Origin of the sequence: Streptococcus sp. Marseille-Q0941 (genome assembly GCF_943736975.1) — a bacterium.
Lineage (GTDB): Bacteria > Bacillota > Bacilli > Lactobacillales > Streptococcaceae > Streptococcus.
This window is the reverse complement of the sequence record NZ_CALSFO010000003.1, coordinates 1-23,551: the sequence shown is the minus strand read 5'-3', so window position 1 is coordinate 23,551 and position 23,551 is coordinate 1. Positions and strand designations below refer to the sequence as shown.

General features: G+C 36.9%; 23 protein-coding genes and 3 pseudogenes. 17 read left to right on the top strand and 9 right to left on the bottom strand.

Annotated elements, in window-relative coordinates; genetic code table 11:
- The first annotated feature begins 4 nt into the window (after window positions 1-4).
- The 5 genes from tet(M) (at window position 5) to NGI26_RS01935 (ending at window position 3,532) form a co-directional block, all read left to right on the top strand.
- Window positions 5-1,924 carry a tetracycline resistance ribosomal protection protein Tet(M) gene (gene tet(M), locus NGI26_RS01955; protein WP_251935378.1) on the top strand — a complete coding sequence of 640 codons (1,920 nt, stop codon included), beginning with the start codon at window positions 5-7 and terminating at the stop codon, window positions 1,922-1,924.
- 363 nt (window positions 1,925-2,287) lie between these two features.
- Complete coding sequence (locus NGI26_RS01950; RefSeq protein WP_001813542.1) at window positions 2,288-2,533, top strand: hypothetical protein; 246 nt, start codon at window positions 2,288-2,290, stop codon at window positions 2,531-2,533.
- Window positions 2,530-2,865 carry a DinB/UmuC family translesion DNA polymerase gene (locus NGI26_RS01945; protein ID WP_000806926.1) on the top strand — a complete coding sequence of 112 codons (336 nt, stop codon included), beginning with the start codon at window positions 2,530-2,532 and terminating at the stop codon, window positions 2,863-2,865. The genes NGI26_RS01950 and NGI26_RS01945 overlap by 4 nt, the downstream gene beginning before the upstream one ends.
- Window positions 2,866-2,877: 12 nt before the next feature.
- Entirely contained in the window at window positions 2,878-3,246 is a 369-nt protein-coding gene (locus tag NGI26_RS01940; RefSeq protein WP_000567222.1) for a hypothetical protein, read from the top strand.
- The gene (locus NGI26_RS01935) at window positions 3,233-3,532 is read left to right on the top strand and encodes a DUF5960 family protein (RefSeq protein WP_001072467.1); all 300 of its coding nucleotides are present in this window, start codon (window positions 3,233-3,235) and stop codon (window positions 3,530-3,532) included. Before NGI26_RS01940 ends, NGI26_RS01935 begins: the two co-directional genes overlap by 14 nt.
- 117 nt (window positions 3,533-3,649) lie before the next feature.
- Here the strand turns inward: NGI26_RS01935 and msr(D) are convergent, their stop codons facing one another.
- The 3 genes from msr(D) to NGI26_RS01920 all read right to left on the bottom strand — a co-directional run bounded on the left by msr(D) (window position 3,650) and on the right by NGI26_RS01920 (window position 7,006).
- Window positions 3,650-5,113 (bottom strand): ABC-F type ribosomal protection protein Msr(D), encoded by a 1,464-nt coding sequence (msr(D), locus tag NGI26_RS01930; RefSeq protein ID WP_000420313.1) that lies wholly within the window; start codon window positions 5,111-5,113, stop codon window positions 3,650-3,652.
- A 119-nt stretch (window positions 5,114-5,232) separates the two neighbouring features.
- Window positions 5,233-6,450, bottom strand: coding sequence for a macrolide efflux MFS transporter Mef(A) (mef(A), locus tag NGI26_RS01925; protein ID WP_000417519.1), 1,218 nt, complete (start codon window positions 6,448-6,450; stop codon window positions 5,233-5,235).
- A 385-nt stretch (window positions 6,451-6,835) separates the two neighbouring features.
- On the bottom strand, window positions 6,836-7,006 hold the full coding sequence (locus NGI26_RS01920) for a hypothetical protein (RefSeq protein ID WP_000873143.1): 171 nt from the start codon (window positions 7,004-7,006) through the stop codon (window positions 6,836-6,838).
- Window positions 7,007-7,527: 521 nt separating this feature from the next.
- Between NGI26_RS01920 and NGI26_RS01915 the strand changes: the two genes are divergently transcribed.
- Complete coding sequence (locus NGI26_RS01915) at window positions 7,528-7,719, top strand: cysteine-rich KTR domain-containing protein (protein WP_001860868.1); 192 nt, start codon at window positions 7,528-7,530, stop codon at window positions 7,717-7,719.
- A 59-nt stretch (window positions 7,720-7,778) separates the two neighbouring features.
- On the opposite strand, the gene NGI26_RS01910 is transcribed toward NGI26_RS01915, so the two are convergent.
- The gene (locus NGI26_RS01910) at window positions 7,779-8,132 is read right to left on the bottom strand and encodes a helix-turn-helix transcriptional regulator (protein ID WP_001227347.1); all 354 of its coding nucleotides are present in this window, start codon (window positions 8,130-8,132) and stop codon (window positions 7,779-7,781) included.
- A gap of 504 nt (window positions 8,133-8,636) precedes the next feature.
- On the opposite strand from NGI26_RS01910, the gene NGI26_RS01905 reads away from it, so the two are divergent.
- The 11 genes from NGI26_RS01905 to NGI26_RS01850 all read left to right on the top strand — a co-directional run bounded on the left by NGI26_RS01905 (window position 8,637) and on the right by NGI26_RS01850 (window position 19,799).
- Complete coding sequence (locus NGI26_RS01905) at window positions 8,637-9,059, top strand: sigma-70 family RNA polymerase sigma factor (protein ID WP_000804885.1); 423 nt, start codon at window positions 8,637-8,639, stop codon at window positions 9,057-9,059.
- Window positions 9,056-9,286: a helix-turn-helix domain-containing protein gene (locus tag NGI26_RS01900; RefSeq protein WP_000857133.1), complete on the top strand. Its 231-nt coding sequence runs from the start codon at window positions 9,056-9,058 to the stop codon at window positions 9,284-9,286. The genes NGI26_RS01905 and NGI26_RS01900 overlap by 4 nt, the downstream gene beginning before the upstream one ends.
- 460 nt (window positions 9,287-9,746) lie before the next feature.
- Complete coding sequence (locus NGI26_RS01890) at window positions 9,747-9,950, top strand: excisionase (protein ID WP_000814511.1); 204 nt, start codon at window positions 9,747-9,749, stop codon at window positions 9,948-9,950.
- Between the two features lie 81 nt (window positions 9,951-10,031).
- Window positions 10,032-11,249: a tyrosine-type recombinase/integrase gene (locus NGI26_RS01885; protein ID WP_251935373.1), complete on the top strand. Its 1,218-nt coding sequence runs from the start codon at window positions 10,032-10,034 to the stop codon at window positions 11,247-11,249.
- Between the two features lie 533 nt (window positions 11,250-11,782).
- The gene (locus NGI26_RS01880; RefSeq protein WP_251935370.1) at window positions 11,783-13,237 is read left to right on the top strand and encodes a hypothetical protein; all 1,455 of its coding nucleotides are present in this window, start codon (window positions 11,783-11,785) and stop codon (window positions 13,235-13,237) included.
- Between the two features lie 264 nt (window positions 13,238-13,501).
- Window positions 13,502-13,696, top strand: a complete 195-nt coding sequence (locus NGI26_RS01875; protein ID WP_251935368.1) for a DUF3173 domain-containing protein — start codon at window positions 13,502-13,504, stop codon at window positions 13,694-13,696.
- On the top strand, window positions 13,696-14,934 hold the full coding sequence (locus NGI26_RS01870) for a tyrosine-type recombinase/integrase (RefSeq protein WP_156676799.1): 1,239 nt from the start codon (window positions 13,696-13,698) through the stop codon (window positions 14,932-14,934). The genes NGI26_RS01875 and NGI26_RS01870 overlap by 1 nt, the downstream gene beginning before the upstream one ends.
- A 343-nt stretch (window positions 14,935-15,277) precedes the next feature.
- Window positions 15,278-16,051: an ABC transporter ATP-binding protein gene (locus NGI26_RS01865; RefSeq protein ID WP_093585119.1), complete on the top strand. Its 774-nt coding sequence runs from the start codon at window positions 15,278-15,280 to the stop codon at window positions 16,049-16,051.
- Window positions 16,041-18,095 (top strand): FtsX-like permease family protein, encoded by a 2,055-nt coding sequence (locus NGI26_RS01860; protein ID WP_251935365.1) that lies wholly within the window; start codon window positions 16,041-16,043, stop codon window positions 18,093-18,095. Before NGI26_RS01865 ends, NGI26_RS01860 begins: the two co-directional genes overlap by 11 nt.
- A 32-nt stretch (window positions 18,096-18,127) precedes the next feature.
- Complete coding sequence (locus NGI26_RS01855) at window positions 18,128-18,811, top strand: response regulator transcription factor (protein WP_251935362.1); 684 nt, start codon at window positions 18,128-18,130, stop codon at window positions 18,809-18,811.
- Window positions 18,801-19,799, top strand: coding sequence for a sensor histidine kinase (locus NGI26_RS01850; RefSeq protein WP_004251202.1), 999 nt, complete (start codon window positions 18,801-18,803; stop codon window positions 19,797-19,799). Before NGI26_RS01855 ends, NGI26_RS01850 begins: the two co-directional genes overlap by 11 nt.
- A 95-nt stretch (window positions 19,800-19,894) precedes the next feature.
- Here the strand turns inward: NGI26_RS01850 and NGI26_RS09295 are convergent.
- The 5 genes and pseudogenes from NGI26_RS09295 to NGI26_RS01830 all read right to left on the bottom strand — a co-directional run.
- Window positions 19,895-19,966, bottom strand: a pseudogene (locus NGI26_RS09295) (IS3 family transposase); the annotation flags it as partial.
- Window positions 19,959-20,153, bottom strand: a pseudogene (locus tag NGI26_RS01845) (helix-turn-helix domain-containing protein); the annotation flags it as partial. The pseudogenes NGI26_RS09295 and NGI26_RS01845, both read right to left, overlap by 8 nt.
- Before the next feature lie 91 nt (window positions 20,154-20,244).
- Complete coding sequence (locus tag NGI26_RS01840) at window positions 20,245-20,454, bottom strand: hypothetical protein (protein ID WP_251935359.1); 210 nt, start codon at window positions 20,452-20,454, stop codon at window positions 20,245-20,247.
- Window positions 20,455-20,626: 172 nt separating this feature from the next.
- A pseudogene (locus NGI26_RS01835) lies at window positions 20,627-21,970 on the bottom strand (DEAD/DEAH box helicase).
- Window positions 21,971-22,243: 273 nt separating this feature from the next.
- A partial coding sequence (locus NGI26_RS01830; protein ID WP_251935356.1) for an SHIRT domain-containing protein occupies window positions 22,244-23,551 on the bottom strand: 1,308 nt, incomplete at its 5' end.

Sequence of the window (23,551 nt, the reverse complement as noted above, 5' to 3'; positions counted from 1 at the left end):
TCACATGAAAATTATTAATATTGGAGTTTTAGCTCATGTTGATGCAGGAAAAACTACCTTAACAGAAAGCTTATTATATAACAGTGGAGCGATTACAGAATTAGGAAGCGTGGACAAAGGTACAACGAGGACGGATAATACGCTTTTAGAACGTCAGAGAGGAATTACAATTCAGACAGGAATAACCTCTTTTCAGTGGGAAAATACGAAGGTGAACATCATAGACACGCCAGGACATATGGATTTCTTAGCAGAAGTATATCGTTCATTATCAGTTTTAGATGGGGCAATTCTACTGATTTCTGCAAAAGATGGCGTACAAGCACAAACTCGTATATTATTTCATGCACTTAGGAAAATGGGGATTCCCACAATCTTTTTTATCAATAAGATTGACCAAAATGGAATTGATTTATCAACGGTTTATCAGGATATTAAAGAGAAACTTTCTGCCGAAATTGTAATCAAACAGAAGGTAGAACTGTATCCTAATATGTGTGTGACGAACTTTACCGAATCTGAACAATGGGATACGGTAATAGAGGGAAACGATGACCTTTTAGAGAAATATATGTCCGGTAAATCATTAGAAGCATTGGAACTCGAACAAGAGGAAAGCATAAGATTTCAGAATTGTTCTCTGTTCCCTCTTTATCATGGAAGTGCAAAAAGTAATATAGGGATTGATAACCTTATAGAAGTTATTACGAATAAATTTTATTCATCAACACATCGAGGTCAGTCTGAACTTTGCGGAAAAGTTTTCAAAATTGAGTATTCGGAAAAAAGACAGCGTCTTGCATATATACGTCTTTATAGTGGCGTACTGCATTTGCGAGATTCGGTTAGAATATCGGAAAAGGAAAAAATAAAAATTACAGAAATGTATACTTCAATAAATGGTGAATTATGTAAAATCGATAAGGCTTATTCCGGGGAAATTGTTATTTTGCAGAATGAGTTTTTGAAGTTAAATAGTGTTCTTGGAGATACAAAGCTATTGCCACAGAGAGAGAGAATTGAAAATCCCCTCCCTCTGCTGCAAACGACTGTTGAACCGAGCAAACCTCAACAAAGGGAAATGTTACTTGATGCACTTTTAGAAATCTCCGACAGTGACCCGCTTCTGCGATATTATGTGGATTCTGCGACACATGAAATCATACTTTCTTTCTTAGGGAAAGTACAAATGGAAGTGACTTGTGCTCTGCTGCAAGAAAAGTATCATGTGGAGATAGAAATAAAAGAGCCTACAGTCATTTATATGGAAAGACCGTTAAAAAAAGCAGAGTATACCATTCACATCGAAGTTCCACCGAATCCTTTCTGGGCTTCCATTGGTCTATCTGTAGCACAGCTTCCATTAGGGAGCGGAGTACAGTATGAGAGCTCGGTTTCTCTTGGATACTTAAATCAATCGTTTCAAAATGCAGTTATGGAGGGGATACGCTATGGCTGTGAACAAGGATTGTATGGTTGGAATGTGACGGACTGTAAAATCTGTTTTAAGTATGGCTTATACTATAGCCCTGTTAGTACCCCAGCAGATTTTCGGATGCTTGCTCCTATTGTATTGGAACAAGTCTTAAAAAAAGCTGGAACAGAATTGTTAGAGCCATATCTTAGTTTTAAAATTTATGCGCCACAGGAATATCTTTCACGAGCATACAGCGATGCTCCTAAATATTGTGCGAACATCGTAGACACTCAATTGAAAAATAATGAGGTCATTCTTAGTGGAGAAATCCCTGCTCGGTGTATTCAAGAATATCGTAGTGATTTAACTTTCTTTACAAATGGACGTAGTGTTTGTTTAACAGAGTTAAAAGGGTACCATGTTACTACCGGTGAACCTGTTTGCCAGCCCCGTCGTCCAAATAGTCGGATAGATAAAGTACGATATATGTTCAATAAAATAACTTAGTGTATTTTATGTTGTTATATAAATATGGTTTCTTGTTAAATAAGATGAAATATTTTTTAATAAAGATTTGAATTAAAGTGTAAAGGAGGAGATAGTTATTATAAACTACAAGTGGATATTGTGTGCTGAGAGCTTTCTTCTATACTAATAGACGAAAGGGTGTGAAAATGATTTTTAAATGATACTGTGGAACGGAACAGTAGCCCTAGTATTGACTACTGTCGTTTCTATTCATATTGGCTATTCTAGGACTGAGATGAAAAAATCTATAAATGCTCAGAATAAAATTGAACCCGCAAATCTCCCCAAAACAATGGTGAGTCATGTACTTGTATTATTCCGAAAAAATACACCTCTGGTGCAGTGAGACAAATTGGTGTATCTTATAGTGGCTTCGTAGATGAAAGCTATACTCTACTATCACTCTTTGATGATGTAGAACAAATTGAAAAAGATAATAGACTTCAGACAGCTATTGATGTTGTCAGAGAACAGTTTGGTTTTTTAGCCATACAAAAAGGAACCGTCCTAACTGAAGGTTCCAGAAATATTGAACGCAGTAAACTTATCGGTGGTCATTCCGCGGGTGGATTGGAGGGATTAAAATGAAACAAGAAAAAAATACAGTACAATTTTCAGAAATCCGTAGCAAAGGATGTAATGATATTGAAATGCTTGAAAGATTTTTACATGGAATCGTTGAAACAGCAACTTCAAAACTTCGTCAGAGAAAACTCAAAACAACTGAAATATCGATACGACTAGTACATGCTAAATCTGAAAACCGATTACCATTGGAATTTACATTTAGCATTAAGCCAACAAGCTCATCTGTGATAATCTATACTGAGGTAATCAATCGCTTTAAAGAATGTTACACAGGTGGGGGAATTCAAGGTTTTACGATTCAATTTGATAAAAATACCCTTGCCTCTGCATAGAAAGGATTTGATATGATTGACCGTTCATATTTACCATTTCAATCAGCAAGAGAGTACCAGGATACAAAGATGCAAAAATGGATGGGCTTTTTCCTATCTGAACATGCATCAGCACTCTCTGATGATACAAACAAAGTAACGTACATGTCTGACTTATCACTAGAGAAGAAATTATTACTCCTCAGTCAAGTATACGCCGGGCAGCTACGCACACGCATTCAAGTGATTGAAAAAAACAAGCGTGTTTCCTACACTGGAACAATACCAAGTCTGACCAAAGATTTCATTTTGATAAAAACTACAACAGGTCACATCAATTTGAAATTAAAAGACATTATTAGTATTGAACTTGTCGAGGAGGTGCTCTATGAATCAGCTTGAGTTTCAGCGTAATCACCTACAAATGGACTATTATAGCGAGAGCTACCAAGATTTTGAACGTGACTTCTACCGCTACTCTAACATGAATATTCCATTGACCTTCCTAACTGATGATATCCTAAAAACAATGGCGACTTCACGTAAGAATTACTTTGTCCTCAATAAGGAAAAGTCCAGAGATAACCGCGATCACTTCTTCATATTTGAAGTAAGTACCGTAGATGAGAATCCGCTAATCTATCATTATACATATAAGAAAACTACAATATATTTAGCAGAAAAATAGGAGCAGTTCAATTGACTGTTCCTATTTTTAATATTCATAAAATCTAAAGTCTTTATACTCTTTAACAATGGAGTCGCCAACCAGAACAGACTATACTGACCAGCGACTACCTTAAATTTAATGTTTCAGATTTATTTTCTTATCTCTAATTTCATAAACTACATCTGCTACATTTTCGAGTAATCGTTTATCGTGGGTGATAAACACGATAGTTCCGGTGTACTCCTTCATTAGTATTTCCAAAGCCTCTAAACTTGGTATGTCAAGGAAGTTACTGGGTTCATCCATTATTAGGATGTTATATCTACCCATGAGCATTTTAGCAAGCAACAATTTTATAATTTCTCCACCGCTTAAAACAGATAAACTTTTTCCAATATCGTTCTGTTTGAACCCCATAGATGCTAGCACTGAACGAATTTCTGATATATTGTAGTCACAATCCTTCTGCATAAACTCCATAACATTCTGATTACTGTTGTACTTGTAACCATTCTGTGCAAAGTAACCTATTTTTGCCTTAGGCGAAATAGAAATTCCTTCTTCATGGTTTAAGATCATTTGGATTAAAGTTGTTTTTCCGATTCCATTACCACCAGTTAACGCCACTTTTGCTCCTAACGGAATTTGAAAAGATGCATTTTCAAACAGAGCCTTATCCCCAAATACTTTATTAATTTCTGCACCGACTATAGGGTATGGATTATGGAGCTCCAATGCTTTACTTTGCCTGAAACGAATTCTGCGAATGCCTTCCGGAGCTTCTACTTTTCCTAAGGCCGCAATCCTGTGCTCTAGGGTTTTAGCAGCATTATACATCTTTTTTTCCTTACTTCCTATTGATTTTTGATGAGCTAAACGCCCTCCGTCTTCAGTACTTTTTTTCTTTGAAGAACCTTTTGCCTTCTGTTCTATTTTACGAGCCTGTTTTCGCTTTTCCTCCGCAGCCCTTTCCAATCGGGCACGTTCCGCAATAAATTGTTCGTATTCTGCAGCTTGGCTCTTACGTTCTTCCTCTTTCTGACGAAGATAATCAGAATAGTTTCCCCAATACTCAGTGATTTTGCCATCTTTCAGTTCCCATATTTTATCTACTATTTCATCAAGAAAATAGCGGTCATGGCTAATAACTAACAGTGCACCTGTAAAATATTTTAGCTGTCCTATTAGAAAATCAATTCCTTCACGGTCTAAATGGCTCGTAGGTTCATCCGCTAAAATACCATGAACCTGTGCCGATAAGGCCTGTGCTATTTTAAGCCTTGTTTCTTCACCACCGCTCATAGTCTGTATATTTAATTGCTCAACACCTAGCTTGCCTACAAGTGCAAAATCTTTTTCCTCCTGCAGAGTTACTTCGTCCAACTGGGGAATATAGGCAAGTTCACCCAGACGATTCATTTTACATCCTGGGGGAGTTAATTCTCCTAAAAGTACCCTGAGTAAAGTGCTTTTTCCAGCACCATTTGCTCCTACTAAACCAATACGGTCATAATCATATACTTCTAATTCATTTATATCTAAAACATCGCGTCCTTTGAATTCCACACGAATGTCTTTTGCTTTTAATATTAATTCCATAACATTTCCTCCTGTCTATAATCGCATGCTTTCATTTGCTTGTATGCAGGGAAAACCCTGCGATTTTAGCAGGAAGAGTTACATGAAAATAAGATACATAAATATTCCTCCAATATTGTTTATTTTAAATCTAATTTTCTAACCTCAGTTATCATTTGGCAAACTATAGCAATGCCAATAATTAAAATACCTGATAGTAAAAACCAATGATTTACACCGATTTTATCAGCAAAGAATCCAGAAAGAATTAACCCAATTGGCATAGCAAGTGACATGATACTTCCGATCAAAGAAAATACACGTCCTAAATATTCAGGCTTAATTTTCTCCTGAAAAAGAGCTGTTTGCACACCGCTATAAAATGGCACCGAAAGCCCCATTATTGCACAGCAAACTACGAATATTACAAATCCATTTGGAGGAAGTATTCCCGAAACGGCTAAACTGGTCCCCATTATAAAAAATGAACTTGTTATTAGTAATACATGCTTTTCGAAGCCCCCTAATCTTCCTAATAATAAGCCTCCTGCTAGCATCCCAAATGCAAAGGAAATTTCCGTAATAGAAATATGCACAGGCGTTCCATTAAAGTGTTCCATGCTTATTAAAGGAAATAGTGCATTGATTGGCATATAAACAAAAGTATATAGTGTTCCTAAGAGTAATAAGGCAAACAATCCTTTGTTTTGTCTCAGAACCACAACTCCTTCTTTCATCTCCCTTATGAAATTTGGTTCTAAACTTTGCACTTGATTACCCAGCTTAGGTATACGTACAATTGCTACCGTAATAGATGCAATCACAGCACCCAATACGTCGATGGCAATAATAGCATTTAAATCCCAAACGGAGTATAAGAGTGCTGCAACTGCCGGACTAACAATATAGCTTATAGACTGCAAAGACTGACTATAGCCTGCGCATTTCGTTAGCTGTTCTTCTGGTACTAAAAGTGGTGTAACCGCATTGAGTGCTGGGGTATGAAAAGCTGTTCCAATGCTACGGATAAACAATACTATCATAATCATCCAGACAGGTAGCTCCATACAGAATGCAACAATAGCAAGCACTGCACCAGCTGCTGCGATAATTAAATCGGCACCAATCATTATCTTCTTCCTATCATGACGATCCACTAGCACACCAATGGCAGGTCCCAAAATCGCATAGGGTAAAAAACCTACTAATGAAGCCATAGACAAGACCATCGCAGATCCTGTTTTTTCTGTAAGGTAAAAAATAATCGCCATTTGCAGGATGGCACTAGTGATTAATGATACTGCTTGCCCTGCCCATATTGCATAAAATTTTCGTTTCCAATTGTTGTATTTTTCCATTTATATTATCTCCTGCATATTATTTTGCTTGAATTTCTATTTTGAATAGCATTCTAGGCAATAAAAAATGCAGGCCAAACCCCACAATGTGGCTTTTGGTCTGCATACATACAATTTGGAAACATTCATATTAAAGACATAGTTAAATAAAGGTATAGTTAAATAACCAATATCCTCACCGTAACTAATGAATGCTCAATATCGTATAAATAAGCACAACAAAAAAGCCTATCATCGGGTATAGATTCTGCTTTTTTTATTGCCAGCTTATCTTAAACGCATTGAGGCTGTCATAGTTTCGGTTCCTCCTACATCTTTGTTTATATCAATTTATAGTATAACACAACAAGATGATATGTTCAATATAAAAGTTATGGAATGAGACTCATACTTCCAATTCGATGCCAGATTTAAAGGATATGACGAAGTTTTCTTCATAGACTGTAACGCTCTGGATTATCTTCCTTAGTAGCAAGCGATTAGCTTTCACAAAATCTTCTGTTTGTAGTTTTAAAAATTCATCAGGATTTTCTAACTCAACCTCAAAATATTTCATTTTACATTCCCTCATTTCATTTATTGATAAATTGAGTTTGCAAAAAAGAGTGGACAATTTTTGTCTACTCTTAACCTTTAAAATAGTTTTTTTTAATCGATTTGAAGTTGCCTAAATTATTACTTATTCGGTAAAATGAAGTATTGCTTTCAACAGATTTCCTTCAACTACACTTCACTTGATTCAAACAAGGTGGGTACATTTCTATTCCCACAAACTCCTTGTCAATGGAAACAAACACGTACCCACAGGGTAAATGGAAATAGAAACTGATAATTTCTAGCTATCACTTCTACTCATTCCAAAAATTTTCTCACTCTGATACTTACCCACCATAAAGCAAAAAGCCTTGCAATCAAGGCTTTCATTATCCCTTTCGTTCAAAGGTTTCTAAGCTTTTACGAGCAGAGCGACACACTCAGCGGTTCGCTATCTCCGTTCTGTCTGCGTGCTAGCACTTGTCAATCACGGACAGCTATCGCATGGGCGGAAGTAAATGCTAATCTTCGTCGTTTTACTCCTTGACTAGCAAACTTACCGCCTCAACATGTCCTGTATGTGGAAATAAAACACGATTAAAGATAAGGGAAGATACTGAATTAAAAAAATTCCCCCTCTATTGTCCGAAATGCAGACAAGAAAATTTAATTGAAATAAAGCAGTTCAAAGTAACTGTGATTACAGAGCCAGACGCAAAGACGCAGAGCCGATAAAATGAGATTAATACAATCTCATTTTATCGGCTCTTTCCGTTATGTATGGATTCTTTTAATTAGTCTTCGATGTTTCTTGCTTCGTTGATACCGCTGGCTAAAGATTCCATTAAGGATAGTTCTTTGTCTGTAAAGCTATCCATGTATTTCTCTATCTGTAATCGTCGGGTGCTTTTTACCAAGTTATTAGCAGGTAAGAAAAATTCATCAACGGAAACATGAAGTAACGATACAAGGTCATAAAGAACTTGTATGCTGGGGTGTTGCCCTTTATTTTCAATATTAGTTAAGTACCGTGGGTCAATTTCAATCAATGCTCCCACTTGTTCACGAGTTAAACCTCGTTTCAATCGAGCTTCTTTAATGGCTAAACCAAAGGCTCTAAAATCATATTTATCTTCTTTTTTACGCATAGTAGACCACCTCTATACATTTTATTGTTCCTACTGAATTAAAAACAGGTATAGAAAAACGTGTTATATGGTTTATAGGTTTATATTTAATAAAAAGCACTACTAAACGCCAATAAAAAAAACCGTTATATGGTAGTGCTATTTACGCTGTTAAAATATTGTATATTACTTCCAAATGGCGGTTTGTTGGAGGTCAACGTCGCCATGAAGTACATCATATACAATAAATTTCCTTACATTGGGTTCTTGTCAAAAAAAGTCGTCTATCTGCAATAGATAAGTACGTCCACCAATGTGGTTTTATAAATCATATAGATAGAATAACAGAAGCATGTAAACAGAGAAATAAATCTGTTTATATGCTTTTTTGGCTATTCAGAACTTTTTTACAAAGTTTATTTATCAGTAATGCAACAAATCCCCCTTTCACATTGGGACTAAGAGTGAAAGGAGATAAACGAGCAAGGCTCACTTCCTTTCCTAGACAGAAAGGGGGTGAGAAACATGAAACCATCTTCTTTTCAGACCACAATAGAAAATCAGTTTGACTATATCTGTAAACGTGCTATGGAAGACGAGCGAAAGAATTATATGCTTTATCTTTCAAGGATTGCAAAGCGTGAGGTGTCCTTTTCGGATGTTGGCGATTATCTTGTTAGCCAGTTTGCGACAACAGATAACTATTCAACTGACTTTCAGATTTTTACACTCAATGGGTTATCAGTAGGCGTTGAAAATGATTTGTTGAGTGAAGCATTACGTGAGTTGCCAGACAAGAAACGTGAAATTCTACTGCTGTTTTACTTTATGGACATGAGCGATTCAGAAATTGCAGACCTGTTGAAATTGAACCGTTCTACTGTCTATCGGCATAGAACCAGTGGACTAGCCTTAATTAAAAAGTTTATGGAGGAATTTGAAGAATGAAAACACAATATCCTATGATTCCCTTTCCTCTCATTGTAAAGGCAACAGATGGCGATACCGAAGCGATTAACCAGATTCTACATCATTACAGAGGGTACATAACGAAGCGTTCCCTACGACTTATGAAAGATGAATATGGCAATCAAAGTATGGTCGTTGATGAAGTCTTACGTGGAAGAATGGAAACCAGACTGATTACAAAGATTTTGTCATTTGAAATTAAGTAATATCCTCTCTCCTTTCGTGGAAGCGTGCTAAACCATTCCACGCTTCCCGAACAGGGAGGTTTGTTATTCCACCAAAGCATATTGAGCTTTCAATGTGTTTTGATAGGCTAACGAGCCATTGTTCTTTGAAAACTGAATAAAAGTAATCGAATACGTTTCGATAAGAAAAGAGCCAACGGAACTAACCGCCATGACCTATCTTATAAAGATAGCGAGCGATTCATGTTAGTGATCCGAGAAGCAATCTTTAGCAGGATTGCCTGCAACGACATTCTTATCGTGATAATGATACTCCCATACAGTCAATAGTCCGAGCGTGATAAAACCGTCGCAGGCAATGAGTATGGCTACATGAGAACCATGCAGGGGTGGAACTCCCGTGAGCTTTGCTAAAGCTGTTCGATTGCTGGTAAAACAACTTTTATGAAATCCAAATAAGTGATTTGGAAAGGAGGATTTTATGAAGCAGACTGACATTCCTATTTGGGAACGTTATACCCTAACCATTGAAGAAGCGTCAAAATATTTTCGTATTGGCGAAAACAAGCTACGACGCTTGGCAGAGGAAAATAAAAATGCAAATTGGCTGATTATGAATGGCAATCGTATTCAGATTAAACGAAAACAATTTGAAAAAATTATAGATACATTGGACGCAATCTAGCGTCGCCAAAGGGTCTTGTATATGATAAAATAGTATTAAGTCGTATCAAGGCTCTTTCCATAAAGGAAAGGAGCAAATGCCATGTCAGAAAAAAGACGTGACAATAAAGGTCGAATCTTAAAGACTGGAGAGAGCCAACGAAAAGACGGAAGATACTTATACAAATATATAGATTCATTTGGAGAACCGCAATTTGTTTACTCGTGGAAACTTGTGGCTACAGACCGAGTACCAGCAGGAAAGCGTGATTGTATCTCACTTAGAGAGAAAATCGCAGAGTTACAGAAAGACATTCATGATGGTATTGATGTTGTAGGAAAGAAAATGACACTCTGCCAGCTTAACGCAAAACAGAACGCTCAAAGACCAAAGGTTAGAAAAAACACTGAAACTGGACGCAAATATCTTATGGATATTTTGAAGAAAGACAAGTTAGGTGTAAGAAGTATTGACAGTATTAAGCCATCAGACGCTAAAGAATGGGCTATTAGAATGAGTGAAAATGGTTATGCTTATCAAACCATCAATAACTACAAACGTTCTTTAAAGGCTTCATTCTATATTGCTATACAAGATGATTGTGTTCGGAAGAATCCATTTGACTTTCAACTGAAAGCAGTTCTTGATGATGATACTGTCCCTAAGACCGTACTAACAGAAGAACAGGAAGAAAAACTGTTAGCCTTTGCAAAAGCTGATAAAACCTACAGCAAAAATTATGATGAAATTCTGATACTCTTAAAAACAGGTCTTCGTATTTCAGAGTTTGGTGGTTTGACACTTCCAGATTTAGATTTTGAGAATCGTCTTGTCAATATAGACCATCAGCTATTGAGAGATACTGAAATTGGGTACTACATTGAAACACCAAAGACCAAAAGTGGCGAACGTCAAGTTCCTATGGTTGAAGAAGCCTATCAAGCATTTAAGCGAGTGTTAGCGAATCGAAAGAATGATAAGCGTGTTGAGATTGATGGATATAGTGATTTCCTCTTTCTTAATAGAAAGAACTATCCAAAAGTGGCAAGTGATTACAACGGCATGATGAAAGGTCTTGTTAAGAAATACAATAAGTATAACGAGGATAAATTGCCACACATCACTCCACATAGTTTGCGACATACATTCTGTACCAACTATGCAAATGCAGGAATGAATCCAAAGGCATTACAGTACATTATGGGACATGCTAATATAGCCATGACGCTGAACTATTACGCACATGCAACATTCGATTCTGCAATGGCAGAAATGAAACGCTTGAATAAAGAGAAGCAACAGGAGCGTCTTGTTGCTTAGTAGTACAAATGAATTTACTACTTATTTACCACTTCTGACAGCTAAGACATGAGGAAATATGCAAAGAAACGTGAAGTATCTTCCTACAGTAAAAATACTCGAAAGCACATAGAATAAGGCTTTACGAGCATTTAAGAAAATATAAAAAGATAATTAGAAATTTATACTTTGTTTAAAAATAAATAAAGTAGATAAAAACTTACTTTTTCCTTCAAAACCTTGTCACATCAATAAAATATCGTACTGAAAGTATTGATTTCTTTCTTAACATTCTTGTTCTAAACTAAAAAAATTAAATTAGGTAAGAGCCTACTTTTTTCTTCAAAACCTTGTTACGACGCGTTTTTTAAGCACTCTTAATTGAGTGTTTTTTTGTTTTTAAAAAAAAATTCAATTTTTTTTTGTTTTTGGACGTTTTTTGCATGATTTATGGCATACTAACCAATATAAGAAAGAAGGAGGTTTAATTTTAAAGAAAATTACATTTTAGAAGTACATCTTCATTACAGATTTAACAACAAGGAGGAATATACATGGTAAGAAGACCTAAAAGAAATAAACGAGATGGTAAAGTAGTCAAGAGACCTCCCTTATCTCGTGAAGAAATAGAAGAAAAGGAAAGACAAAAGGAAGATAGAGAACTTAGGAAGAAAGAATTACTGGAATCACAGAAACAAAACGAAAGTTTTATAAAATCTTGTTTCTCAGTTACCACAGCTTATTGGGGTATTGATAACTGTGTAGTCTCAATTCATAGTCCAATAGTAACTTATGATCCTAACGTTTTTGATGAACAAATATTTAAAGACACAGCATCTATAGATTACAACTCACAAGGAGAATTAATTAAGATCACAATTCAATCAGTAGATTTAGGAAAAGTGACAATTAGCTTAAAAGAAGTAGGTTACAGAAAGAGGTATATTGCAATCCAACTTAACGGTCCTTCTCCTAATTTTCAAACTACAGGCATTGAGGGGATTAAGTTAAGATTAAAAGAGGTATTACATAAATTAGAAAGAGATTATAAGATTAAAACCAAATATAATCCGAATTCTGTTAGGTTTAAGAAAATTGAATTAGCATTCACAATTGCTTTTGATAAATTACCATCTTTACAAACTCGTCAATTATTAATAAGTTCACTTGCGGAAGAAGAAAAGAATATAGATTTAAAAAATCATAGAACAAGTAAAAATACAGATAAGTTTTCGATGGTATCGATTGAGATTAATAAGAAAGAAAAACACATCTTTTATAACAAAATTGAGAAAGCAAAAAAGAACAAACAAGTCCGTAAAACAAATTCATCGTTAAAGAATTTAGAGATCTTTAGATATGAAATCGAATTAACTGGCAGTAGGATAGCTGAGCAATTATACTCCCATTACTTAGCACAATTAACTGATGAAATGATTATTCAATATTTAGAGATTCTAATATCTGATGGTGTTTTTCGATATATAGAGATAATCATAAATGCAACTATAAAATGTGAAAAGATGTTAAAGAAAATTTATAAGAAATCTAATCCACAATTTTATACAACGGAACTTTTATTATTTATTCATGATCAGTTATCAAATACCACAGTATCAGATTTAATTGATGAAGATATCATTGCATTTCTTCCAATAGGATTTTTAAAAACAAATAAGGGTGAGACTAAAAGAAGAATCCTAAAAAGGTTCCAATACCAAGAAGCAAATACTGGAACAAAACATGAATTAGGAAAAATGACAAGTTGGCTAGTTCTAGAAATAATAAGAGTAATGTTCCATTCACTAGAAGAATCCAAAAAATATGGTTTAGGCACTCGTAGAAACCCTTCAACAACTTTTTATAAAACTTTTCCACTAAAAACATACTCTTTAGAAAAACGAAATAAAATTTTCAATGAAACAATTACAGAAAATACAAAAGAAAAACTTGAAGATAAAATGTTGAAACGAATCTTAAAAAGATTTAGAGATGGAATAAAAATTTAGCAGTTATTTTAATAGCAAATATATTCTTCAATGTCAAAAAACGTTGATATATCAAGGTGCATTTATAAATATGTACCGCAACTACTATTCGAATATTTTCAAAAGGATAAGGATATGAAAGTTACTTTAAGTAAAAATAAAAAAGAGCTTGTTTCCAAACTTTGGTCGGTGTCAGAAACAAACTCAAAATATACTAGTAATAATATCTATTACCTACTTCTATTATCGCAATAAAATTTAGAAATTTCAAGAGGATTATTAATTATGAAACAAACAATGAACAAAGAAGATTTAATTAAAATGGGTTACAATCCCTATACTGCCATTTCAATTATTAGACAAGCTAAGCTAATTATGGTACAAAAGGGTTATGCCTTTTATAATAATCGACGTTTAGGGCACGTCCCAATCAGTGCTGTTGAAGAAATTTTGGGTGTTTCACTTTACAAGGAGGAATAATGCCACAATATCAACAGAAAACAAAATTTCCTGGAGTATATTCTGATAAAGACGGAAAATATTTTCTTCAAACCGAATTTAGTCGAGATAGAGTTACTGGGAAACGGGTACGAAAGAAATCTAGGAAAGATCAGCATGGGAACCCATTTAAATCGGCCTCAGATGCTTATAAAGAATTAACTCGGCTGAAACATGAATATCATCAATCTCAAGGTTATTCTAACTACCGTATGAAATATCGGCAATTTATGGAAGACCATTATATTCCATATTATAGAACAACAGTTGAGCACAGCACATTTTCAGTTCGAGAGAAAAATCTTTTGCAGCTTTGTGATCGTTTTGGTGACACTACACTTCGTTCGATTACCCTCGAACAAGTCCAGAAGTTTCGAACATGGTTACTGACTAGTCAAGATGAGGATGGTGCCGGATATTCACAAGGATATGCTAGCCTCATCTTTGGCATGTTTAGGAAATCATTGGACTATGCTTTGCAAATGGGATATGTGGAAAAAAACATTTCTAAGCAATCTAATGCAATTCCTAAAGGGAAAAGTAATGTCCCATATTGGACAAAGAGCGAATTTGAAGCTGTTATTTCCCAAATTTACATTGAAGATGTATATGAACATTTAAACTTCGTGATGATTTGGGTATATTTCATGACTGGCGTACGTGTAAATGAAGGTTGTGCCCTTCAATGGAATGATGTTGACTTTGATAAGCAACGCCTACGAGTTCATCATATGCTTATTGTTAAAAACAAAAAAGAATGGACTCGTAATTCGTTTACGAAAACTAAAGACGGCAAAAGGATGATTAGTTTAGATAAAGATACTATTGATGTGTTAAAAAAATGGCGTGAAGCTCAAAAAAAGATTGGACTAGGACACGAGAACGATTTTATCTTTTCATACGATGGCTTACCTATGCTAAAATCTACAATCTCAAGGATTATTAAAAGGTACGCCAAGATTGCTCACGTAAAGCCTATCCAAGCGAAAGGTCTTAGGCATAGCCACGCCTCACTGCTGATTAATGAATTAAATGCTGATGTACTTATTCTATCAAAACGTTTAGGACACTCTTCTCCTGAAATCACCTTGAAACACTACTCGCATCTATGGGATGGCGCTGATGAAGCTATCACTAATGAAATGGTCGGAATTATTAATGTTTCTTTCCCATCTTCTAGCTTAGTACATTTCAACGGGAACCAATCAATTTCAAAATAACATTCCCACCAAAAACCCCACCAAAGAATTACTAACTCCTTAAAAAGCCTATTATATAGCGATTTTCAAGGAGTCTGCAACCGTTGAGTGGGAATAAAGTTTCCTATAAAATAAAAAATAATACTGCTGTAGCATGGAATACAGTGGTATTATTTTTTATAATTTCAATATTAGGAAAATTTCTCGACTCTCAACTCCTCTTTTTAAATCCTTGAAACCATGCTATAATATAGTAAGTATAGCTCCAATAACCTAATGATAAAGATTTCTTACATCATCCGTAAGTGTTATTCTCCTCTGATTCATACTATAATGAAAGTAACAAAAGATGGAGGTGTTTCACATGGAAACAATTTTACGAGTAGAATCATTAAAAAAGCATTATGGGAAAGAGCCCAATATCACCAAAGCCTTGAACGGTATATCTTTTCAAGTTGTCAAAGGTGAGTTCTTAGGGATTATGGGGAGCAGTGGTTCTGGGAAAACAACCCTTCTTAACTGTCTCGCTACTATCATCAAACCAACTGACGGCTCCATTCAAATGCAAGAAAAAGATTTAGGTCAGTTAAAAGGTAGTCAGTTAGCTGATTATCGTGGCAAGGAAATTGGTTACCTCTTTCAAAATTTTGAGCTTTTGGACAATCTGACAGCCAAAGAAAATATTTTACTCCCCTTGTCTTTGCACAAGGTCGATGCCAACGAAAGCAAGGTTCGGTTAGAATTGCTTTCCCAATATCTGGATATTTCTGAACTTCTGGATAAGTTCCCATCTCAATTATCAGGTGGTCAACGGCAAAGGGTAGCTGCTGCGCGTGCCTTGATTTTAGACCCTAAGATTGTATTTGCAGATGAGCCCACAGGAGCTTTGGATTCAAAAAATGCGACCATTTTGATGCAAAAATTATCCGAAATGAATCAAGTGGAAGAAACCACCATTCTCATGGTAACCCACGACTCCGTTGCAGCCAGCTTTTGCAACCGCATCTTGTTTATCCAAGACGGAAAACTATTCCATGAAATTCGACGCGACTATCCAAGAGAAAGTCAAGAGGACTTCTATCACAGAATATTAAAGGTCATGGCAGCCCTGGCTGGAGGTGATGGCAATGTTTTCTAAATTAGTCTCAAGAAATAGCAAGAGGGATCGAAAGAATAATGGCTTGTACTTCAGTTCTATGGTTCTTTCTATTATCTCCTTTTACATCATCCTTTCTTTGTCCCATCAAGATGTGATGCTCTTTCTAAAACAAATAGAAAGTGACGCTGTAAATAAACTCTTTAGCATGATTCCTATTCTTTACGTAGCAACCCTCTTTATTCTCTTTTTTCTAGTCTACTTCGCAAGCAGTATGCAGATGGAAAGGAGAAAACATGAATTTGGTGTCTATCTCACACTGGGAATGCGAAGAAGCAAACTGTTCTTGCTGCTCCTACTCGAGGATTTGAGAAACAGTATCCTTGCTCTTGGAATAGGTCTTCCAATTTCAATCTTAATTTCAGAACTGATTAGCCTAATAACCGCTAAAATTGTTGGGCTAGGGATTATTGAACATCAATTTTCTCTATCTACTACAGCTCTATTCTATACAATCATCGGTTTTCTAGCCGTAAAATTAGCTGTCTTTATCCTTTTAAGTGCAAAAACAGCCAATAAGGAAATCGGAGATCTGCTATCCTATTCTCCTTCTGGCATGAAGAAACTACTCCCCAAGGGGGTTCACCTTCTTGCTTCTTTCCTCGGAATTTTGCTTCTAGGAACAGCCTATTACATGGGTATGAGTGGACGAGCTTGGGAGAGTGTCATAACCATGGGCATCACCGTTCTCTTGGGTACTCTGGGAACTATCCTCCTCTTCTTTGGTATGCGTTTATTTATAGACTTTTTGGTCAAGCTTGGAAACAATCGAAAACTTCATGCCTATAATTTTAGACAGATTCAGGAATTAGTTATCCAGCGCTCAACTATACTGGCTGTCTGCTCCCTCTTAATCTTCTCTGCCTTGTGCCTCTTTGGAGCAGGTGTGGCCATTGCAAGCGGCAATTCAGGCAATCAAACCCACGTATTGGATTATACATTTAGAGATAGCAAGCAGGAAACAGATGAAAATCTTGATGTAAATACAGTTAAAAAAGAGCTTGAAGCTGCTGGACTGGCATCACAGTTTTCAAAGATTCTGCAAATCAAAGTAGGCGAACCTAAAGAACACAAGTCAATGTCCTTTGAACAGTTCATCAAGGTATTGAAAGAGCAAAAAGAAAGTAAGAACAAGGAAATCTTAGTCCATAATTTCCAAATATATATAAGTTCCCACCTTTTGCCACTCTCTGAATACAATGAGCTTAGAAGGGCTGCAGGTCTGCTACCTCTAGAACTAACTAGCAAGGAAGCCTACTTGTATATGGGGAAAGATTTTCTCCCTGATGAGAACTTGGTTAACTCTGTTCTGAAAGCAAATCCTCATATCAAAGTCATGGGAAATGATGTAAAATTGATTGGCGAAGTACAGTCTTTACCAATTGTAACGGACCGTGAAATAACCATTTCTGTAGCCCTCATAGTCCCAGATGAGACCTTTATGAACTATACAGACGGTCACTACTCGAACTATGTCAGCGGTATCTTGGCTCCTGAGCTGGTCAAAGAAAAAGGCTTGATGAGAGCTATCTCAGATACGAATGAAAAGCTAAATCAAACCTCTCTTGGCTATGAAAGCTATATACAAAATATGGGAAGACAATTATTTTACATTATCTCTGCCAGCTATATCACTATCTATCTGGCTATCATCTTCCTTGTTGTTGCAAATACAATTATCGGCGTTCAGTTTTTGATGGGACAAAGACAATCCTACAGACGATACCAAACCTTGATCCATCTCGGAGCCAACTACGAAACTCTTTGTAAATCTTCAGAAAAGCAAATCAATTGGTATTTCGGTCTGCCAATAACCCTTGCACTTATCAGTAGTAGCTTTGGAGTGGGCTCCCTCCTCACAGGAATAGTACCAGCCAGTGCAAGAATGGTCATGGGGCAGAAATTTATCACAGCCATGCTGATCGTACTGCTCTTAGCAGGCTTTGAAGTCATCTATATAAAAATTGTAAAGAAAAATAGCAACAAGTACTTGTTGTCCTTAATGGAACCCAAAAGAGATGAATAAGGTAGAATAAAATAGGAAAAGGAGGAGCCGATATGAAGCATATTCTGGTTATTGAAGATGAAGCCTTGATTCGAGATGAAATTGTCATTTTGTTAGAGAATGCGGGTTATCAAGTTGATAAGTTGACTGACTTCAAAGATACAAGCCAGCAAGTATTGCAATACGATACGGATTTAATCATACTAGATTTGAATTTGCCAGGAGAAACAGGTTTTCAAATTTGTAAAAATCTCAAGTCAAAACGCTCTGTGCCCATATTGGTTCTCACTTCCCGTGAACAACTAAAAGATGAGATCTACGCCCTGAAATTAGGGGCAGATGAGTACTTAACAAAACCTTTCAAGAAAGAAAGATTCTTGGCACGTATAGAAAATATCTTGAAACGCTATGAAGGTAGACAAAATCTACTTGAAAAAGATAATTTTCTACTGGATCGAAATACCTATACCCTTTATATAAATGGACACTCGATTTTACTCCCCCAAAATCAAGGAAAATTGTTAGAAACCTTATTAGTGGCAACTGATTCTGTTGTCACAAAAGAAGAACTAAGCATGAAACTGTGGAATACAACTGAGTTCATCGATGAAAATGCCCTACAAGTAAACATTGCAAGGCTGAAAAAGATGATGAAACAGGCTGGCATTGCCCTTAAAGTCAAGTCCGTCAGAGGTATTGGTTACAAGCTAGAAGAGGTAAGTCCAGATGAAACATAACCTAAAATATCTAGCTAGTTATCTGCCTTGGTTACTTGTTCTCTTAGCATTTGATCTATTCACAGCTGTCCTGCTTTGGCTTTCAGATGTGAGAATGTTTCAAGCTCTCATCCTTCTCTATATTTTAGCCACCGTCCTGCTTTTTTTCATCCTATCATTCTTACTTATAAGAAAAGAAAGAAAAAAATCCGCTGCTTATAAATCCTTCATAGCCAACCCTAAGATCGATACTGAGCTTGAATTATTGAATTTATCAAGTGCCTCAGAGAAAGAAAGCATTGAAAAAATAGCAGATACCCTTTATCAAAAGCAGGCTCAAATAGGAAAACTCAACTCATTACTAGCCGAGTACGAGGACTATGTTGAAAAATGGGCGCATGAGATTAAACTTCCTTTATCGCTTCTTTCCCTCCTTTTAGACAATCAAAGTGACCAACTACCTGAGGATACTGCTTTTAAATTGGACTATGTGAAAAATCAAATCCAAGGAAATGTATCACAGATCCTATTCTACTACAGGGTGAAAAGTGAGAAAAATGATTTTCTATTTGAAGACCTTGACCTAGAAGAGTGTATCCAAGATCTTTTGGAGAACTTTGATCCCTTGCTCAAAGAAAAGAATTTTACGATTAAGTTAGAGAACATACAAGGAATCTGCTACACTGATCAACGCAGTTTTGGATTTATCCTGTCTCAAATACTAGCCAACGCCCTTAAATATAGCTCTGACAAACCAGAACTCAAGATTTCTATGTCAAGTGACAAGGGGCGCAAAACCCTGATTATTAGGGATAATGGGTGTGGAGTTAAAGCTTGCGACCTCCCTCATATCTTTGAAAAAGGATTTACAGGTGATTCAGGAGAGACAAGGAAAAAATCAACAGGCATGGGTCTCTATCTTGTCAAACAATTAGCAGATGCTTTAAAAATCGAAATCACAGTAAAATCCGAATGGATGCAAGGCTTTGAAATCTCTCTTTCTATTTAGTCATTTTTCGATTCAGAAAATTGCCTAATCATAGGAAGCACATATTTTATACCAAAAAGGAAAACTGTACTGACCCCTAAAAGTTGGACAAATAATTATTGCAAGGATTTAGTTCTGTATTGCACAGGGCTAAGTCCTTTTAGTTTGACTTTAATTCGTTTGTTGTTTTAGTTCTGAAGAATAATAACGATTCAGCCCTTTCTTGACGATATCTATGCCATAACGGTCAATAAATTTCATCATGTACTTTAGACCAGAAACATCCACACCAAATCTTTTCGAAAGCTGTTTGAAGCTTTGTCCTTGCTTTCTTAGTTCATAAATCTGAACTTTATCTTCATAATTCAATTTCATAATAAAACACCCCAAAAGTTAGATTTTTTCTGTCTAACTTTTGGGGTGCAGTTCAAATTTCTGATGGGATTTTAATATTTCATGATGATTCTTACCAGAAAAACTTTCGATAAATTCTAGCAATCGTTAAAAGGATAGCGTAAAGTATACCTAAGATGGTTAAAACTATTTTTCCAGTGCTTAATTCTGAACCGATGACCAATATATGAAAGAGAGGAGCGAGACCAGTACACACATATATCAAATAAACAATAACATTTATTTCACCAATCCCAGCAATAAAGTCTTTAAAGTCTTTCATTGTACTTCTCCTACAATCTATTTTTAATTTAAGTATACTATAAACTTCAGAAAACTAAAAGAATGATCTGATTAAATTTTAAGTTTTTAACATCATCTACTTATGAATTCTGACAATCCCGATTTAGAACTATACAAAAACAGTAAAACCACTTGGTCCTACTGTTTCATTTTTAAAATGTTTGGCGTTTAGCTTTACGTTCTGCACGTCCACGGGCACGACTTTCTGCTCGCTTAGTCTTCCGACGTTTTTCATCCACCGCCCATTGAATCTTCTTCTTATAGCCTGGTTTGACTTTTTTCTTTTTCTTTTTAACCAAGCCAATCATTTCGATATCCAGTTTTTCCTGCTTCTTCTCACGATTGGCACGACGATCACGGTCATAGGTATCTTGAAACTCTCCATCTTTGACCATCTTAGGAGTAAACTTGATTCCTAATTTCTCCAACTCACGGATATCCGAGTCATCACTAGGCTGGTAAAGGGTGATAGCTGTACCAGGCAGTCCGTTGCGCCCAGTTCGTCCAACACGGTGAACAAAGAAGGACAAGTCTTGCGGAATGGCGTCATTGATGACATGACTAACACCTTCAATGTCAATCCCACGCGCTGTCAAGTCCGTTGCGACAATGTACTCAAAAACCAGATTTTTCACCTGATTCATGATCCGCTTGCGCTCACGAGGAGCAATATCTCCATGAACCTTAGCTACCTTCAATCCTTGAGCAGTCAAGTATGCATGTAACTCATCAGCACGCGTTTTTGTGTTAACAAAGATCATTGCCAAATAAGGCTGCATGACTTGAGTCAATTCATAAATCTGAGCATTCTTATCACGCCCCTTGGTCGAAATCAACCAGTTATCAATGGTGTCTGAGATAATCGTTTTGGTCTTGATTTTTTCCATAACAGGATTTGACAAGTATTTTTTCAAGAACGGTTACAATTTTTGTGGAATAGTCGCTGAAAAGACCATGAACTGCAAGTCTTTCGGAAGGCTCCCTGCAATCTTATCGACTGTCTCTAAGAATCCCATATCCAAGGTCATATCGGCTTCATCGACGACAAAGATCTTGGCCTTGTGAATAGCTAAATCACCAGATTTGACCAAGTCATAGATGCGACCTGGTGTTCCGATAACGATATGTGGTTGGTTGCTGGCAAGTTTTTCAATCTGACGAGCCTTATCCGTACCACCGACATAGTTGACCACACGAACTTCCACATCTGAGTGGGCAGCAATCTGACGAGCCGCTTGGTAAATCTGCGTTGCCAATTCACGACTCGGAGCTGTGATAACTGCCTGTACACTATCGCTCTCCTCATCCAATTGTTGGAAAATCGGCAACAGGAAAGTGTGAGTCTTCCCTGAACCTGTTTTGGATTCACCAACCAAGTCACGACCTGCCAAGACAATAGGAATCAACTTTTCCTGAACCTCGGTAGGAGTCGTAAAATTCAACTCCTCCAAAGCCTTTTCTATATAGTTTTTAAATTTAAATTGTGTAAATGACATAATTTCCTCGATTCTATTCATCTAACCTTTATACCATATTTTGACCATTTTCAGTAGTCCAACTCATCTGACCTATCACAAGGCTCTCAATTTCTCTAAATACCTCTCTTATACTAAAAATCACACATTTGCTTTCTATCCAAAATGCAAAAAGAGAAGACCAAATTGGTCTTCTCTCAGCCTTAAAGCTTGCGACTCAGATAGATTTGTCAAACAGTCAACTACCTGCTTAATAATCTTATAAAAGTCGATATACCTAGATAAAATCAGTACTTAATCATCTTTCCGCTTGCGACCAAGAAGCAACGCTGCTAGACCTGCAAGAAGAGAGCTAGTCATTAGTCCAGTGAGTGAAAGCGGTGCAGTGCTACCTGTATTTGGCAATGTAGCTTGTTTTGCTTTTTCTCCTGCTGGACTTTGAGCTGGTGGATTCTCTTCAGGTTTTCTTGGTTGTTCTGGTTGATGTCTATCTGCCTGGTTATTATCAGCTCCCTGCTCTCCCCCTGGGTTCACTGGTGGAACTGGATTTGGTTGCGGCGCTGGTTCTGGTTGTGGCTGCGGCTGTGGCGCTGGTTCTGGCTGCGGTTGCGGTTGTGGTGCTGGTTCTGGCTGAGGACTAGGAGCTTGCTTAGCTTCAAAGACCCATTTACCGACGAAGGATACATTGGACTTGTTGACAACGGCGCTAGCTGCGTCGTAACCCTTGAAGGTCCATGTGCCATCGTTCACACTATCTGTGTATGTGGTTTGTGATGGTTGTTGAGCGGAAACAGAGGCACCATTCACATACAAGTCACTATCGCTTGGGGTCAATGCTGCGATGGCTGCTGGAAGTTGCTTACCTGCTGTCTCACTCTCGAAGCGGTAAGTAGCTAGATACCTGTTGGCTCCAAAGGCCCATTTTCCTACAAACTCTACATCAGACTTGTTGACAACGGCGCTAGGTGCGTCGTAACCATTGAAGATCCAAACGCCATCGTTCACACTATCTGTGTATATGGTTTGTGATGGTTGTTGAGCGGTAACATAGTCACCATTCACATATGTTGTACTGTCGCTTGGGGTCAATGCTGCGATAGCTGCTGGAAGTTGCTTACCTGCTGTCTCACTCTCGAAGCGGTAACTTGCTTGATACTTGTTAGCTTCAAAGGTCCATTTTCCTACAAACTCTACATCAGCCTTGTTGACAACGGCGCTAGCTGCGTCGTAACCCTTGAAGGTCCAAGTGCCATCGTTCACACTATCTGTGTATGTGGTTTGTGATGGTTGTTGAGCGGAAACAGAGTCACCGTTCACATAAGTTGCACTGTCGCTTGGAGTCAAGGCTGTGATACCTGCTGGAAGTTGCTTACCTGCCGTTGCGCTCTCGAAGCGATAAGTAGCTTGGTACTTGTTAGCTTCAAAGGTCCATTTACCGACGAAGGATACACTGGCCTTGTTGACGACTGCATTGTCTGCGTCGTAACCCTTGAAGGTCCATGTGCCATCGTTCACACTATCTGTGTATGTGGTTTGTGATGGTTGTTGAGCGGAAACAGAGGCACCATTCACATACAAGTCACTATCGCTTGGGGTCAATGC